General features: G+C 63.2%; 13 protein-coding genes and 1 pseudogene. 10 read left to right on the forward strand and 4 right to left on the reverse strand.

Annotation, left to right across the window (positions count from 1 at the left end; genetic code table 11):
• Positions 1 to 53 precede the first annotated feature (53 nt).
• Entirely contained in the window at positions 54 to 575 is a 522-nt protein-coding gene (locus tag ACCD06_RS19015) for a hypothetical protein (protein WP_413342585.1), read from the reverse strand.
• A 354-nt stretch (positions 576 to 929) separates the two neighbouring features.
• Here ACCD06_RS19015 and ACCD06_RS19020 point away from each other — a divergent pair, with 354 nt between their 5' ends.
• The 4 genes from ACCD06_RS19020 to ACCD06_RS19035 all read left to right on the forward strand — a co-directional run bounded on the left by ACCD06_RS19020 (position 930) and on the right by ACCD06_RS19035 (position 4,024).
• Positions 930 to 2,123 (forward strand): sensor histidine kinase, encoded by a 1,194-nt coding sequence (locus ACCD06_RS19020; RefSeq protein WP_413342587.1) that lies wholly within the window; start codon positions 930 to 932, stop codon positions 2,121 to 2,123.
• Between the two features lie 64 nt (positions 2,124 to 2,187).
• Positions 2,188 to 2,775 (forward strand): exopolysaccharide biosynthesis protein, encoded by a 588-nt coding sequence (locus ACCD06_RS19025; RefSeq protein ID WP_413342589.1) that lies wholly within the window; start codon positions 2,188 to 2,190, stop codon positions 2,773 to 2,775.
• Positions 2,776 to 3,359: 584 nt separating this feature from the next.
• Positions 3,360 to 3,656 carry a hypothetical protein gene (locus ACCD06_RS19030; RefSeq protein WP_413342591.1) on the forward strand — a complete coding sequence of 99 codons (297 nt, stop codon included), beginning with the start codon at positions 3,360 to 3,362 and terminating at the stop codon, positions 3,654 to 3,656.
• 158 nt (positions 3,657 to 3,814) lie between these two features.
• The gene (locus ACCD06_RS19035; RefSeq protein WP_413342593.1) at positions 3,815 to 4,024 is read left to right on the forward strand and encodes a hypothetical protein; all 210 of its coding nucleotides are present in this window, start codon (positions 3,815 to 3,817) and stop codon (positions 4,022 to 4,024) included.
• A 77-nt stretch (positions 4,025 to 4,101) separates the two neighbouring features.
• Here ACCD06_RS19035 and ACCD06_RS19040 read toward each other — a convergent pair whose 3' ends face one another.
• Together ACCD06_RS19040 and ACCD06_RS19045 are read right to left on the reverse strand one after the other, a co-directional pair.
• On the reverse strand, positions 4,102 to 5,493 hold the full coding sequence (locus tag ACCD06_RS19040) for a tyrosine-type recombinase/integrase (protein ID WP_413342595.1): 1,392 nt from the start codon (positions 5,491 to 5,493) through the stop codon (positions 4,102 to 4,104).
• Positions 5,494 to 5,745: 252 nt separating this feature from the next.
• Positions 5,746 to 6,458: pseudogene (locus ACCD06_RS19045) on the reverse strand (IS6 family transposase).
• A 549-nt stretch (positions 6,459 to 7,007) separates the two neighbouring features.
• Here ACCD06_RS19045 and ttdA point away from each other — a divergent pair.
• Together ttdA and ttdB are read left to right on the forward strand one after the other, a co-directional pair.
• Positions 7,008 to 7,907, forward strand: a complete 900-nt coding sequence (ttdA, locus tag ACCD06_RS19050) for a L(+)-tartrate dehydratase subunit alpha (protein ID WP_413342597.1) — start codon at positions 7,008 to 7,010, stop codon at positions 7,905 to 7,907.
• Positions 7,904 to 8,512, forward strand: coding sequence for a L(+)-tartrate dehydratase subunit beta (ttdB, locus tag ACCD06_RS19055; protein WP_413342599.1), 609 nt, complete (start codon positions 7,904 to 7,906; stop codon positions 8,510 to 8,512). The genes ttdA and ttdB overlap by 4 nt, the downstream gene beginning before the upstream one ends.
• A gap of 71 nt (positions 8,513 to 8,583) precedes the next feature.
• Here ttdB and ACCD06_RS19060 read toward each other — a convergent pair whose 3' ends face one another.
• Positions 8,584 to 9,498, reverse strand: coding sequence for a LysR family transcriptional regulator (locus ACCD06_RS19060; RefSeq protein WP_413342601.1), 915 nt, complete (start codon positions 9,496 to 9,498; stop codon positions 8,584 to 8,586).
• Positions 9,499 to 9,646: 148 nt separating this feature from the next.
• Between ACCD06_RS19060 and ACCD06_RS19065 the strand changes: the two genes are divergently transcribed.
• From ACCD06_RS19065 to pyk, 4 genes are all read left to right on the forward strand, one after another.
• Entirely contained in the window at positions 9,647 to 10,948 is a 1,302-nt protein-coding gene (locus ACCD06_RS19065) for an MFS transporter (protein WP_413342603.1), read from the forward strand.
• Between the two features lie 48 nt (positions 10,949 to 10,996).
• The gene (locus tag ACCD06_RS19070; RefSeq protein ID WP_413342605.1) at positions 10,997 to 12,070 is read left to right on the forward strand and encodes a tartrate dehydrogenase; all 1,074 of its coding nucleotides are present in this window, start codon (positions 10,997 to 10,999) and stop codon (positions 12,068 to 12,070) included.
• A 14-nt stretch (positions 12,071 to 12,084) separates the two neighbouring features.
• A complete protein-coding gene (locus tag ACCD06_RS19075) occupies positions 12,085 to 13,362 on the forward strand; it encodes a glycerate kinase (RefSeq protein WP_413342607.1) in 1,278 nt (425 codons plus the stop codon).
• A 71-nt stretch (positions 13,363 to 13,433) separates the two neighbouring features.
• Positions 13,434 to 14,852: a pyruvate kinase gene (pyk, locus tag ACCD06_RS19080; RefSeq protein WP_413342609.1), complete on the forward strand. Its 1,419-nt coding sequence runs from the start codon at positions 13,434 to 13,436 to the stop codon at positions 14,850 to 14,852.
• Positions 14,853 to 15,084 lie beyond the last annotated feature (232 nt).

Consider the following 15,084-nt stretch of genomic DNA (forward strand, 5'->3'; position numbering starts at 1 on the left):
CGCGGTTCCGCGGGACCGGGAAGCTGGAAAGAGGCGGTTGGATTCCAGCGGGGTCAGAGGCCGGGCCGTGTCGGGTTGTACTTGGCGTCTTCCGAAAAGCGGGATGCAGCCTGAGAGATGCGGGCATTGGCCTCGAAGAAGGCCAGCCAGCCGCCGAGCAGATAGCGGCTGCCCGCCATCATGACGTCCTGCGGGCCACGGGCCCGGAGCATGCTGCTCATCATCTCGTTCTGGCGGTCGACCGCCTGGTTCATGAAGGTGACGGTCTCCGAGAAGACCCCCCCATATCCCGCTGCCGGAGCATTGTCGGATTCCGTCGTCTGTCCGGCATCCGGAAGACCACCCATACTGCCGCTGCCGGACAGAGTCGGCGGCCAGGGCCTCGGCTGCTGGCCAAGACCGCGGGAGGCCTGCGCTGCCGCCGCGCCGGCTTTCGGCGCCTGCTCTTCACTGGCGCTGCGGATGCTGGGGCGGATGTTGGGCCGCTTGGATGCCTCGGCACTTGCCGCGGCCTCGTCGCTGGCGCTGTGAATGGTGGGGCGGGTGGCGGGAGTCGGGTGCGTGCCGTCGTCCATATCGTCTCCATGACTGTTCGGGATGGTGGTCGGGTGCTGGCAGGGAGCGCCGGGCTCGACCTGAATGACTTAGGCAAATATTATGCTGCGCTGCAAAAATTCAATCGGCACAAAAATATAATTATGAGGAATTCACTATAAATCGTAAGTTAAAAGGAGAGGGTATTTGAATACATGTGATCGGTATTTTTCAAATTCGTGATTTCGAGGAAGTTATTTTTTCTGGGCAATTAATATGTTTGCTTTGTTCGATCGGGCATCCGGCGATGTGTCGGCGCCACTTTTGCGTATAATGAGCCTGTGATCCGCACCTGTATCTTTTTTAAAGAAATGACCGAACGCAGGGAGCTTTGCATGCCCGGTGATCCCCGCGACCAGAAGGACGCAGAGAAGATGGTCAATGCGGAGGCGGCGCGTGGCGGTCCCTTTGTGGTGGCCGCGGAATCGACTTTGATGCCGATGCTGATCGCCGATCCGACCCTGCCGGATGTGCCGGTCGTCTTCGTCAACGCCGCGTTCATCAAGCTGAGCGGCTACGCGCGCGAGGAGGTGCTGGGCAGGAGCTATCACCTCCTGTCCGGCGCCGACACAGACCCGGAGGTGGCGCGCGCCATCGATCTGACCGTGCGTGCCGGGGAGGCCATCGTGCGCGGGGTGCAGCTTTACCGGAAGGACGGAAAGCTCCTGTGGGTGCTCCAGCATGTCGCCCCCGTCTTCGAGGAGGGGCGCATCCGTTACCACTTCGCCTCCTTTGTCGACATCACCGAGCGCAAGGCGGCGGAAGACCAATTGTGGCAGCTCAACGAGGAACTCGACCGCCGTGTCTCGTCTCGGACCGAGCGGCTGGACCAACTCAACCGCCAGCTCGCCAATGAAGTCGAGCGCCGCATCGAAGTGGAACGGGTGCTGCGCAACACACTGCACGACAAGGATTTGCTTCTGCGCGACAAGGACGACCTGATGCGGGAGGTGAACCACCGCGTCAAGAACACCTTGCAGATGGGCTCGTCCTTTCTGCGCATCCAGCTGAGCATCGCTCAGAGCCAGGAAACGGCCGTGCAGGAGGCGCTGCGCAGCGCGGTAGAGCGGCTGGACCGCATGGCCGAGATCCACGAGAAGCTCTACCGGGCGCAGGGGCTGCAGGAGATCGAGTTCGGCGGGTATCTGGGGATGCTGTGCCGTGACCTGCTGGCGTCCTTCGGGGCCGCACCCAGCCCGAACATCGTGCTGGACGTCGACGCCGACGAGGCCTTTCTGAAGCCGGACCAGGCCATCCCGCTGGCCCTCATCGCCAACGAAGCGATGATCAATGCGCTGAAATACGCCTTCCCCGATGGACGCCCCGGCCGCATCGCCGTCTCGTTCCGCCACAGCTCGCGCAGCCTTCTGTGCATGACCATCGGTGACAACGGCGTCGGCATGCCCGACGAACGGCGGACCGGCTCGCTCGGCCTCACCCTGATGGAGTTGCTGGCCAAGCAGATCGAGGGCGGCGTGACCGTCAGGTCCGGCCCCGGCACCACCGTCATGGTGTCGATCCCGGCGTGACCGTCCGAGATCCCGGCGTGACCGCCCGATGGCGACGGGTCCAAACGGCCGGAGCGAGGCGGCCATGACACGGCATATCCCAACATCCGAGGTTCTGCGTGGCTTGCTGGACGAGGCTCCGGCCGACTGCGTCACGCTCGGCTGGCTGCTTGAAAAACTCCACAAGCGCTCCTTCGGCATCGTTCTGCTGCTGCTGGCGCTGATCGGGCTGGCGCCGGGAACGTCGCCGGCCGTCGGGCTGCTGCTGACCATTCCCGCTCTCCAGATGATCCTGGCGCGCGAGAGTCCGGTGTTTCCCCGGATGATCGCGTCCCGGCGCTTTTCGACACGGCGCCTGGTCCGGCTGGTCGATCGTGCCGTGCCGGTGTTGAGGCGCATGGAGACGGTCATACACCCGCGCTGGAAGACGCCGTTCGACGCGACGACGCGCGTTGTCGGGCTGGTCGTTCTCGCGCTGACAAGCGTCTTCTTCGTCCCGATCCCGCTGAGCAACATCGTGCCGGCCGTGACGATCATGCTGATCGCCCTGGCTTACCTCGAGGAGGACGGGGTGTTGCTGGCGCTGTCCCTGGCCGCCGCCGCCGCCGTTCTCTTCGTTGCGACTTTCACCATCTGGCAATCGGTCGAGGCGGTCCGGTTCATGGCGTCTTGAGCCGGGCATCGCAACGGCGTCGCCGCGACCTGCCCCGATGGAGCGGAGGAAAGGATCGCACTCCAAATTGAGGGGGAAATCGTATATTGATTAAGACAGTCAAAGTGTATGTGATTTCATATCAAATGAGTTTGGGTATAAATATTTGGAGACGATTATTGTTATGTAAATTATTGACACCATATTGATTATGAAGACCGTACCGGGAGGCTGCGATGACGCTCAGGAATACGACGCTATCAGAGTGGACCGCTTCAGAGCGTGCAGCCTGGGCTTTGTCCGCGCCGAAATGGAAAATCATGGCCTATCTGACACTTGGCATGTCAGTCGGCTTTCTCGCAGGGTTGGCGTTCTCGGGCTTCAGCGGATAGCGTGTCTGCTGCAAGATGAACGTCCTGCAAAGACGACGGCTGCGCCCGACCACCCGAAGAGCATCCGCAGGACGCCATCCGCCGCAAGCCCGTCACGTCGAACGGACACCTCCCTCGCCATCAAAATGCGATGACCAGGTCATTCGTCCAACCGGCGACCTGACCCGGAGAGCACCTTCAGAAACCGCCGGACACGCACGGGAGCATCTTTCGATGAGCACCGCATTCACCCGCACAACCACCAGGACCGTGACGTTCACCCGTCCCCTCGAATTGAACGGCATGGACGGAATGCAGCCGGCGGGGAGCTACGTCGTGGAAACCGACGAGGAACTGATCGACTCGCTCTCTTTCCCTGTGTACCGGCGCACTGCGACCTGGATCCATCTGCCGCATGCCGATGGACGCTCCAATGGAGGGATGGGTATGGCGCAGACAGCGCTCATCGATCCGGATGAACTGGACAAGATCCTGGCATCGGCGGAAGCGGAACCCCGATACGGTTCGTAGGGGTACGGTTCGCAGGGGCATGGTTCGCAGGGCACGTGAAATCGGGTCAGGACCGGTTGGGTGCCTTCATGCCGGGATGACTGACACGGCGAGGAACACACGAGAGCGGTGCAGTCAGTCCAGGTCTTATTGGACCGCACCGGAGAGGAGAGGCCGTCATGCAAGCCACCCACCCGAGCAAGCACCCGAGCAAGCATTTGTCGTCGGTCCATTTTCTGCGCGGGAAAATGTTCATTCAGACCGCTTCGGCGCTCCCGGTTGCCGTGAACATTGCCGATGAGCGGCAACGCCGGCTGGAGCGTGGTGCCCGGCTTCCTGGCTGGGACGACGACGGTGGTGCGCAACCGCAGGAGCACGCCAAGGAGTGAAGCGCTGTTCAATCGAATTTCAAGTCCGATCGCCCAAGCCCGATTGCCCAGGCCCGATCGTCAATGATCCCGGATCGTTACAGCGGCTTCCTCCCATCCTTTCCACGCCGGACCTTTGCCACAGCGCCCCGTGTTGCCCGTAGGCGCTCGGTGTAGCGGGCCGGCATCACCGGCGAGGACCAGCGCCCCGCCTGCATCAGCCCGGGCAGGTCGACGCCGGCGGCCAGCAGGTCCTGGGCGGCGCCGACGCGCAAGCTGTGGCCGCTGAAGCCGACGGCAAGCGGGTTCGCTTCGCCGGTCCGCCGCTCCACCACGCGGCGCACCGCCGCCGGGCTCATCCGTTCGCCGGCGCCGCTGCGCGACAGATGGCAGAACAGGAATGCGCCTTCCCGGGTGTGCGGCCCCTCATCTCCCGGATCGGCCGGCCACCGCGGCGCCACCGCCCGCCAGGCCGTGAGCGCCGCGACGGTTTCGGCCGAGAGCCAGGCCTCGGCGCCCTGCCCCTCCTGATCGGTCTTGGACCGCCGGATGCGGATGGTCGCCTCGCCCGGCTGCGCATCCGGGTTCAAGGCAAGATCGACCGGGTGCAGGTCGTCCCAGCGCAGCGCCACCAGCTCGTCGGCGCGGGCCAGGGTGTCGCGACCGACCAGCAGCAGGGCGCGGTCGCGGAGATCGATCGGTTTCAGCGGTTTCGGCCGGCCCGGTTGTTCTGGATCGAGCCGGTCGAGGATCGGCGCCAGCACCGCATCGGTCAAGGCGGCCGCCTGCCGCCGCTGGCCATGCGGCAAGCGGGCATGGCCACGGCGTTCCAAGTCGACACGCCAGTGCCGGCACGGGTTCTCGTGGCCGGCGGCCCGGTGCAGCAAGGCGATTGACGCGAGGTAGCGCGCCACGGTCGTCGGCTTGCGGGCCTTGCCGATCTCCCGGATGTAGCGCCGCACCGTTTCCGGATCGGCCGGCAGCCAGGACAGCCGCTGCTGCCCGCACCAGGCTGCGAACCGGCGGGCGTCGGCTTCGGTGGCGCGCAGCGTCGCGGGGGCGTAACCGCGCTGGGCAACGTCCATGAAGGCAAGCAGCGCGGCCATGGCGGCATCGGTGAGGGTGGGCGCGGGCACCGGCACCGCCACGGCCGACCCGGCGCACGGATTGGCGAAGCCGCCGGCGGCGTGCCACCAGGCGAGCGAGCTGCGGTAGCGCCTCAGGGTGGCGGCCGACCGGCCATCGGCCGCAGCCGCGGCAAGGAAAGCGTCCACCGTCTCGCGGCTGGCCGGCATGGCTTGGTGCCTGGTCTGTCCGCACCAACTCACGAACAGACGCCCGTCGCCGAGCAGGGCGCGTCGGGTGGACGCCGCCATCGTCCGGGTGGCGAAGGCGGTGCGCAAGCGCTCGACCTCGGCGGACGTCAGGGTCGGGACCAGAGAGAAGGGAATGGCGGCGTCTGAGGCCGTCAGCGGGTGGTCTGGGAGCATGGCGCCATCCTAGCGTCGCCGAGCGTGGTGTCGATTTTCCAGGATCGCTGGACTCAGGTTCAAGCTATTTCAAATCCTCCGCGTTTCCCAGGATCAGTGGAAAATAAACCAGGATGACTGGATTGATGTCCAGGATCACCGGACGATGTCGATACAGAACATCGTCACGGTGGCGGTCATGCCGCAGAGCAAACCCGAAGGTGCCGTTGCGAAGTTTGCCAGTAGACGCGGAGTGCCGCGGCGGCGGCATCGTCAGGCAGCAACACCGAACAGATTGGCTATGAAGGTCGCCTGGGCGGGCATGTCGTTGGCGGGCATGGAGGCGACCTGCCCCTTGCGCACCATCGCCAGGATCTCGTAGCCGGCGATCGTTCGGCGCGCGGTGTGGAAGCCTTGGAACCCGAGCCCCGGCCGCACCAAGCGTTTGATGCGGCGGTGATCCTGTTCAACGATATTATTGAGGTACTTGACTTGCCGGAGCTTGGTGAACCGCCACAGCTCACCGTCCCTCTTCATCGCTTTAGCCGCACTCGGGTAGGCAGCGTTCTTGTCCACGGTGAGGGTGCGCGGGTTCACCGTGTGCGCCTGCTTCAACGCCTTGCGGAAGAAGCGCCGGGCGGCCGCTGCATCGCGCTTGACGCTGAGCAGGAAGTCGATGGTCTGCCCGCGCGCATCGACGGCGCGGTACAGATACATCCAGCGCCCCTTCACCTTCACGTAGGTCTCGTCCACCCGCCAAGAGCCGGTGGTCATCCGCAGGTGCGGGCGGATGCGCTTGTCCACTTCCGGCGCGTAGGCCTGGATCCAGCGGGTGAGCGTCGTGTGATCGACCGGTACACCCCGGTCGGCGAGCATGCGTCGAGGTCACGGTAGCTGATCGGGACCTGCAGATACCAGCGCACCGCCCACAGGATGACGGCTGCCGTGAACTGCCCGCCCTTGAACGGGCTCTTCGTGCTCCGCATCACCGTGTCACCTCAACGCCGAAAGGGTTGGGTTTTAGCCGATCTCCGCCCGCCGGCAAACTTTGCAACGAAACCGGTCTGAGGAGCGAAACGTGTCAACCGATCCCGGTGCAAGTCCAGTGATCCTGGCACGGCTTGTCCGGCGATCCTGGGCCGAAATCCGCGTGCAATGCAACATAATGCGCAGAATAACAACATACAAGCACCTATGTCGACAGTAATAATGTTGAGCTGATCCCCATAACTCAAACTGAGTCACGAACATGATCTCAATAATTTTGACCGGAGCATGCGCCAATGCCGACTATCGCTCCGGAGAACGGCTGCAGCTTTTTAACCAGTCGGATGCGTGAGCCGCTCAAACGCGCACGGTCGATGTGGTGACTTGCTTGGGGGCGCTGACACAACGCACTGGCTCAAAGACAGGATTGTACCATATTTTTGTATAATCAGCTGCGGTTTATGGTGGGCCACACCAACGGTTAGTTTTCCACTCAACCAAATGCGCAGAAGCGGCGCGGCGGTTGGAAAGCAAAGGGAGCAAAGACCGTGGCCACCCAGGAATCCGTTGCGGCCATGACAGACGTCATGACCAAGTTCACCGCCTATATCGGCAAGCGTCTGCCGTCGGACGTCAAGGGAAAGCTGGCCGATCTCAGGCGTAAAGAAACGAATGAGATGGCCAACGTTCTGTTCGACTCCATGGCCGACAACCAGGAAGCGGCGGACAAGCTGGATCGTCCGAGCTGCCAGGATACCGGCGTTATTCAATATTTCATCACCGCCGGCGCCAAGTTCCCCCTGCTCGGGGAACTGGAGGACATCCTCCGCAACGCCACCCTGGGGGCGACCAAGCTCGGCCCGCTGCGCCACAATGCGGTCGAGGCGTTCGACGAGAAGAACACTGGCACCAACACAGGTTCGCGCATCCCATGGCTGGATTGGGAGATCGTGCCCGAGGACGACGGCGTCACCATTGAGGTCTACATGGCCGGTGGCGGCTGCACTCTGCCGGGCGCATCCACAGTGCTGATGCCCGGCCAGGGCTACGAAGGAGTGGTGGACTTCGTCTTCGATGTCGTCACCTCGCGCGGCATCAACGCCTGCCCACCGCTGCTGGTCGGCGTCGGGGTGTCCACCTCGGCGGAAACTGCGGCACGCCTATCGAAGAAGGCGATCCTGCGTCCGGTCGACTCGCAACATCCGAACGCGAATGCCGCGAAGATGGAGACGCTGCTGGAAGAGGGTCTGAACGAACTCGGCATCGGACCGCAGGGGCTGACCGGCAACAGCAGCGTCATGGGCGTGAACATTGAATCCTCGGCACGCCATCCCTCCACCATCGGCGTCGCCGTCTCCACTGGCTGCTGGGCGCATCGCCGTGGTCGCATCCGGTTCAACGCCGATCTGTCCCATGAGATCCTGTCCCACGAGGGGGTGGTGCTGTGAAGAAGGTTCTGACGACTCCCATCAAGGACGAAGATCTCGCCGATCTGAATGTCGGTGACATCGTCTACCTGACCGGCCGTTTGGTGACCTGCCGCGATGTCGCCCACCGTCGGCTGATCGATCAAAAGCGCGAGCTCCCGGTGGACCTGAAGGGCGGCGCCATCTTCCACGCCGGACCGATCGTGAAGAAGAACGATGCGGGCGAGTTCGAGATGGTCTCAATCGGCCCGACTACCAGCATGCGCATGGAAAAGTTCGAGAAGGAATTCATCAAGCAGACTGGGGTCAAGCTGGTCATCGGCAAGGGTGGCATGGGACCGGAAACCGCCGCCGGGTGCGCCGAGCACAAGGCTGTGCATGCGGTGTTCCCCGGCGGCTGCGCCGTGCTCGCCGCTACCAAGGTCGAGAAGATCGAGGGGGCCGAATGGCAGGATCTCGGTATGCCGGAAACGATGTGGATCAACAAGGTCAACGAGTTCGGCCCGTTGATCATCTCCATCGACACCAAGGGGAACAATCTGTTCGAACAGAACAAAGCACGCTTTAATGAGCGGAAAGGCCCGATCATTGAAAAGATCAAGAGTCAGGTTGGTTTTATCCGGTAGCTGCTGCGTCCGCGCGTCCTCCTGAAACTGGCCCCGATGATGTCAATTCATCGGGGCTTTTTTTGCTTTTCTCAGGCTTGTTCGGCGTATGACGCCAACCTTTCGCGCAGTGTGGTGAGCATGGAATCCCGCACCTCGTCACGCGAATCATGAACCCAGGCCGCCGCTAACGGCAGTTTGTCGAGACCTCTGGCGGCATGGGTTTCCAATGGAATGAAGCGTACCGACGCAGTCACCATACTGGAGGTCCAGCGTGGAACGATCGCCACGCCCAGCCCCGCCTTGACCAGATTCACGATTGTCTGCTTCTCCTCGGCGATCTGGGCGATGCGCGCCTGCAGCCCTGCTTCCGCGAACAGCTTGATCGTCAGATCGTGGCTGTGAGGCCGCGACCGGCGCTCCGGCACGATCACAGGCTCGTCGGCCAAATCCTCAATCCTCACCCGGTCCCGTCCTGCCAGCGGGTGGCTGGCAGGAACGGCCACCACAACCGTCTCATGGAACAGAAACAGGAACTCCAAGCTCTTGTCCGGGCTTTCCGGCGGACGGACAAACGCGAGATCAAGCCGACCTGACAGCAGGCGGGGCAGCAGTCGAATGGTCTTGTCTTCGACGAGTTGGACGGTGACCTGAGGGTGCTGTTCGCGAAAATCATGGAGAAGCATGGGCAGCAACCCGGCCGCGGCACTGTCAATGGCGCCGACCCGCAGCGTTGCCGCCTGCGTGCGGCCGCGCGACCGGAAGCGGGTGGCCAAATCATCGGCCTGCAGGAGCAGAGCGCGCGCCTCATCCAACAGGCACGCACCATCACTGGTTAGAGCAACAATCCGGGTGGTCCGCGTCAGCAGCCGCGTTCCAAGGTCGTCTTCGAGCATCCGGACGTGACGCCCTAGGGCCGACGGCAACATGCCGATCCGCTGGGCGGCACGTCCGAAATGCAGCTCCTCCGCCACCGCAACAAAACAACGCAGCTGATGCAAATCCATACCAGAGCCCTCCAGCCGGCGCATTATACCATTTTTTTGTATAATAGCATGCTGTTTTATAATGTTCGGCGCACTGATAAACATTTGATCGCAGCGCTGCAAAATCCGCCCAAGACAATCAATCGACTGCATCCGGAGGAGACGTGCGATGGAAAACGCGCTCGAACTGCGCGTCCTGCGCAAAATATCTTGGCGTATCGTTCCTTTCATCATGCTTCTTTATTTTATTGCTTTCATCGACCGTGTGAATATCGGCTTTGCCGCGCTGACGATGAATAAGGATCTGGGGTTCTCGCCAGCTATCTTCGGATTTGGCGCCGGAATTTTCTTCCTCGGGTATTTCCTGTTCGAAGTGCCGTCCAACCTGATCCTTCATAAGGTTGGGGCACGAATCTGGATTGCTCGTGTCATGATCACCTGGGGCATCATCTCCGGAGCCATGGCTTTTATTCAGGGCAGCACCAGCTTCTATGTCCTGCGGTTTCTGCTGGGCGTGGCGGAAGCGGGCTTCTTCCCAGGCATCATCCTTTATCTGAGCTACTGGTTCGCGGCTCGCCGCCGTGCCGCCGTCACTGCCCTCTTCATGGCCGCCGCACCGCTGTCCACCGCTCTCGGGTCTCCGCTCTCCGGTGCGCTCCTTGAGATGCACGGCCTGCTTGGCTTCGCGGGCTGGCAATGGATGTTCGTCATCGAAGCCATTCCGGCACTCATCCTTGGCGTTGTCGTCCTGTTCTACATGACCGACCGTCCCGAGAAGGCCAAGTGGCTGAACGACGACGAGCGCAACTGGCTGGTGAACGCCATGAATGCCGAGCAGGCTGGAAAGGCCGGTACGGCCAACCACAGCGCTTGGCGTGGTCTTGCGGATGTGCGGGTTCTCGCCCTGTCCATGGTCTATTTCGGCACCTCGGCTGGCCTTTATACCCTCGGTATCTGGTCGCCGCAGATCATCAAGGAATTTGGTCTGACGTCTCTGCAGGTAGGGTTCGTCAACGCCATCCCGGCTATTGTCGCAGTCGTCGCAATGGTTCTCTGGGCACGGCACTCCGATCGCACCGGCGAACGGACTTGGCATGTGGTCCTCGCCTGCCTGGTTGCCTCGGCTGGTCTGGTCCTCGCCGGTTATTCCACCACCGTCATCGCCGTCCTGGCTGCGCTGACCCTCGTCAACATCGGTATCAGTTCGGCCAAGCCGCCGCTGTGGAGCATGCCCACCCTGTTCCTGTCGGGTCCGGCCGCCGCCGCTGGCATCGCGACGATCAATTCCATCGGAAATCTTGGGGGCTTCGTCGGACCGACCATGATCGGCTGGATCAAGGATATGACCGGGAGTTTCGTCGGCGGGCTCTATGTCGTCGCCGGCCTGCTGATCCTCTCCGCTGTCCTGACCCTCGTTCTGGCGCGATCCAGCCGGCGGCAGACGCCTGCACATCCCGCAGTCCAGCACTGACCCAACTCCACTCAATCATCGACTCTCAGCACAAGGCAGACCCAAACCATGCGTGAATATGCCATCGCCACCATCCCTGCCGACGGCATCGGCCCCGAAGTCATCGCCGCTGGCACCACTGTCCTCGAAGCTTTGCAGGAGCGGATCGACGACGTGAAGTTCAACTTCCAAAACTTCGACTGGGGCTCGGACTATTACAAGAAGCACGGCGTTATGATGCCAACGGACGGGCTGGAGACGCTGAAGGCCTTCGACGCCATCTATTTCGGTGCCGTTGGTGCGCCGGATGTGCCGGACCACATCACGCTGTGGGGCCTGCGACTGCCGATCTGCCAAGGCTTCGACCAATACGCCAATGTTCGTCCGACCAAGATCCTGCCCGGCATCACCTCGCCGCTGCGCCATGTCGGCCCAGGCGACCTGGACTGGGTCATCGTCCGCGAGAATTCCGAGGGTGAGTATTCCGGCAACGGCGGACGCGCTCACCGCGGTCTGCCCGAGGAGGTGGGAACCGAGGTTGCGATCTTCACCCGCGTCGGCGTCACCCGCATTATGCGCTACGCATTCAAGCTTGCGCAGTCGCGACCGCGCAAGCTGCTGACGGTGGTGACGAAGTCCAACGCCCAGCGTCACGGCATGGTCATGTGGGATGAGATCGCCGCCGAGGTGGCCAAGGAGTTCCCGGATGTCACGTGGGATAAGATGCTGGTCGACGCCATGACGGTGCGCATGACGCTGAAGCCGCAGAGCTTGGACACCATTGTCGCCACCAACCTGCATGCCGACATTCTCTCCGACTTGGCCGGCGCGCTCGCCGGGAGCCTGGGTGTCGCACCGACCGGAAACATCGATCCGGAGCGTCGTTTCCCATCGATGTTCGAGCCGATCCACGGTTCGGCCTTCGACATCACCGGCAAGGGCATCGCCAACCCGGTGGCTTCCTTCTGGACTGCGGCCCAGATGCTGGATCACCTCGGCGAAGCAGAGGCGTCCGAACGCTTGATGCGTGCGGTCGCACGTGTCTGCGGCGCCGGCATCTGTACGCCCGACGTGGGCGGGACGGCCACGACCAAGGAGGTGACCGAAGCCGTCATCGACGCCATTCACAGCTCGAACGTCTGAACAGGAGACGGGCGATGAACTCCACCTGGACCGATGACCGGGCGCGAACCGTCCTGCGGCGGATCTTTGACGCGGCCGTGGCAAGCGCCGATCCACGCTCCGCGGTGTTGCGCCATCTGCCTGAAAAGCCCAAAGGCCGCTGCATCGTGGTGGGAGCCGGAAAGGCTTCGGCCGCGATGGCGGCAGCGCTCGATGCCGCTTGGCCCGATGTCGAGCTTTCCGGCGTGGTCGTCACCCGCTACGGGCATGCCGTTCCAGCCGGACGGATCGAAATCGTCGAAGCGGCCCATCCGGTGCCGGATACCAACAGCGAAATGGCGGCGAGGCGCTGCCTTGCCGCCGTTCGCGGCCTTGGTCCCGATGATCTGGTCATTGCCCTGATTTCAGGGGGCGGGTCGGCACTTATGACCCTGCCGGCGGGCTCGATGACGCTTGCCGACAAGCAGGCGGTCAACAAGGCGCTGCTGGCCAGCGGCGCACCGATCACGGAGATGAATGCGGTTCGCAAGCATCTCTCCCTGATCAAGGGCGGCCGCCTCGCCGCGGCGGCCCAGCCGGCGAGGCTCGTCACGCTGGTGATCAGCGACGTGCCGGGCGACGATCCGGCGGGAATCGCCTCGGGACCCACCGTCGCCGATTCCAGCACGCTCACCGATGTTCAGGAAATCATCGTGCGCTACGCGATCGACCTGCCGGCGGCGGCCAAAGCGGTTCTGGCGGAAGGACGCGAGACCCCCAAGCCCGGCCAGATCGCCGAAGATGTCCGCATGATCGCAGCCCCACACATGGCCTTGGCGGCAGCGGCCAAGATCGCCAGACACGAAGGCTTGGTACCGCTTGTCCTGGGCGACGCACTGGAAGGCGAAAGTCGGGAACTCGGCACCGTGATGGCGGGCATCGCCCGGTCCGTCCGGATGCACAGTTTGCCTATCGCCGCCCCGGCCGTCATTCTGTCGGGCGGCGAGACGACGGTGACCATCGGCAAAGGGCCTGCCGGTCGCGGGGGACGCAATACGGAGTTCCTGCTCGGATTTGCGGTTGCAATGGCCGGTGAAGCCGGAGTCTGGGCCATCGCCGGTGACAGCGACGGCATCGACGGTACCGAGGACGCGGCCGGCGCAATCGTGTTCCCCGACACGCTGGAACGTGGTCGCACCGCCGGGCTGAGCGCCCGGACTGTGCTGTCCGGGCATGATAGCTACAGCTATTTCAGTGCGATTGGAGATCTCGTCCTCACCGGTCCAACGCTCACCAATGTGAACGATATCCGGGCCGTCCTGGTCACGTCCTGATCTTAACCCGCTTCGTTCCAGAAACTCTCCTCACAACTCCTGCAGAGGACGGCCCCCGCGGCCGGAACCACATGCGCCGTCATCGCCGCGCCAAGATCGTCGCCACCGTCGGACCGGCCAGCAACTCGCCCGAGATGCTGAAAACCCTGTTCCTAGCCGGCGTCGATACCTTCCGGCTGAACTTCAGCCACGGCACCCACGACGACCACGCCAAGGTCCACCGCGCCATCCGCGAGCTGGAGGCCGAGGTCGGCCGCCCCATCGGCATCCTGCAGGATCTCCAGGGTCCCAAGATCCGCGTCGGCACCATCCGCGACGGCAAGTTCGCCGCCGCCACCGGCGATCAGATCCGCTTTGTCCTGCAGGGCAGCGACGGCGACAAGCGCTCCATCCCGCTGCCGCACCCGGAAATCTTCGCCGCCATCATGCCGGGCCACCATCTGCTGATCGACGACGGCCGCGTCCGCGTCGAGGTGACCGAGCTGGGCGACGACTGGATCGAGGCCCGGGTGGTCGTCGGCGGCACCATCTCCAACCGCAAGGGCGTCAACCTGCCGGGCACCATCCTGGATCTGTCGCCGCTGACTGCCAAGGACCGCGCCGACCTCGCCTTCGGGCTGGAACTGGGCGTCGACTGGGTCGCCATGTCCTTCGTCCAGAAGCCGGGCGACATCATCGAGGGACGCGGACTGATCGGCGACCGCGCCGGCATCATGGCGAAGATCGAGAAGCCGCAGGCGCTGGAGCGGATCGACGACATCATTCGCCTGTCCGACGCGGTGATGGTGGCGCGCGGCGACCTCGGCGTGGAAATCCCGCACGAGGATGTGCCCGGCCGCCAGAAGGAGCTGGTGCGCGCCTGCCGCTTGGCGGTGAAGCCGGTGATCGTCGCCACCCAGATGCTGGACTCCATGGTCTCCGCCCCGACCCCGACGCGGGCCGAGGCGTCGGACGTGGCGACCGCCATCTATGACGGCGCCGACGCGGTGATGCTGTCGGCCGAATCGGCGTCGGGCCAGTATCCGGTCGAAGCGGTCACCATGATGGACCGCATCATCCGCTCCACCGAGCAGCACAAGCTCTACCGCTCGTTGATCCAGGCGACCCATCCGGGGGAGGAGCACAGCCCGCCCCACGCCGTGGCCGCCGCCGCCGCCGATCTGGCCGACAGCCTGCATTCCTCGGCCATAGTCGCCTTCACCTCCAGCGGCACCACCGCGGCGCGCATCGCCCGCAAGCGGCCGGAAGTGCCGATCCTGGCGATCACCCCCGACACGGCGGTGTCGCGCCGGCTCTGCCTGCTGTGGGGTGCCCACAGCGTGCTGTCCGACGACATCCGCACCTACGAGGAGATGGTCGACCGTGCCATCGCCACCGCGCGGGCGGAGGAGTTCGCCGGCCGGACCGGCACCATGGTGGTCGTCGCCGGCATCCCCTTCGCCCAGGCCGGCACCACCAACAACCTGCGCATCATTCACATGAATATATAGCACAAGTTGCACCATGTTGTATCGAAATTTAGGAAATCACTAGAATTCACCCGAAGACTTCATTGAATTCTAAAAATATACAAAGCAATTACGGCCACGCTGTCGTGGATTTTTCCAATCGTTTCCAAGCAATGCTGAATCAAGCTATTGAGAACTTGTCGAATACACAAATAAACCCGCGCACCTACTAGAATACAGATTATGCAAACGGCTGTTGCTCAAAACTATCCCG

Origin of the sequence: Azospirillum sp. CT11-132 (assembly GCF_047302835.1) — a bacterium.
In the GTDB taxonomy this organism is placed as follows: Bacteria; Pseudomonadota; Alphaproteobacteria; order Azospirillales; family Azospirillaceae; genus Azospirillum.

Coding starts and splice junctions, on each gene's coding strand:
- ACCD06_RS19015 (WP_413342585.1), bottom strand. CDS start 575: ATGGACGACGGCACGCACCCGACTCCCGCCACCCGCCCCACCATTCAC.
- ACCD06_RS19020 (WP_413342587.1), top strand. CDS start 930: ATGCCCGGTGATCCCCGCGACCAGAAGGACGCAGAGAAGATGGTCAAT.
- ACCD06_RS19025 (WP_413342589.1), top strand. CDS start 2,188: ATGACACGGCATATCCCAACATCCGAGGTTCTGCGTGGCTTGCTGGAC.
- ACCD06_RS19030 (WP_413342591.1), top strand. CDS start 3,360: ATGAGCACCGCATTCACCCGCACAACCACCAGGACCGTGACGTTCACC.
- ACCD06_RS19035 (WP_413342593.1), top strand. CDS start 3,815: ATGCAAGCCACCCACCCGAGCAAGCACCCGAGCAAGCATTTGTCGTCG.
- ACCD06_RS19040 (WP_413342595.1), bottom strand. CDS start 5,493: ATGCTCCCAGACCACCCGCTGACGGCCTCAGACGCCGCCATTCCCTTC.
- ACCD06_RS19060 (WP_413342601.1), bottom strand. CDS start 9,498: ATGGATTTGCATCAGCTGCGTTGTTTTGTTGCGGTGGCGGAGGAGCTG.
- ACCD06_RS19065 (WP_413342603.1), top strand. CDS start 9,647: ATGGAAAACGCGCTCGAACTGCGCGTCCTGCGCAAAATATCTTGGCGT.
- ACCD06_RS19070 (WP_413342605.1), top strand. CDS start 10,997: ATGCGTGAATATGCCATCGCCACCATCCCTGCCGACGGCATCGGCCCC.
- ACCD06_RS19075 (WP_413342607.1), top strand. CDS start 12,085: ATGAACTCCACCTGGACCGATGACCGGGCGCGAACCGTCCTGCGGCGG.
- pyk (WP_413342609.1), top strand. CDS start 13,434: ATGCGCCGTCATCGCCGCGCCAAGATCGTCGCCACCGTCGGACCGGCC.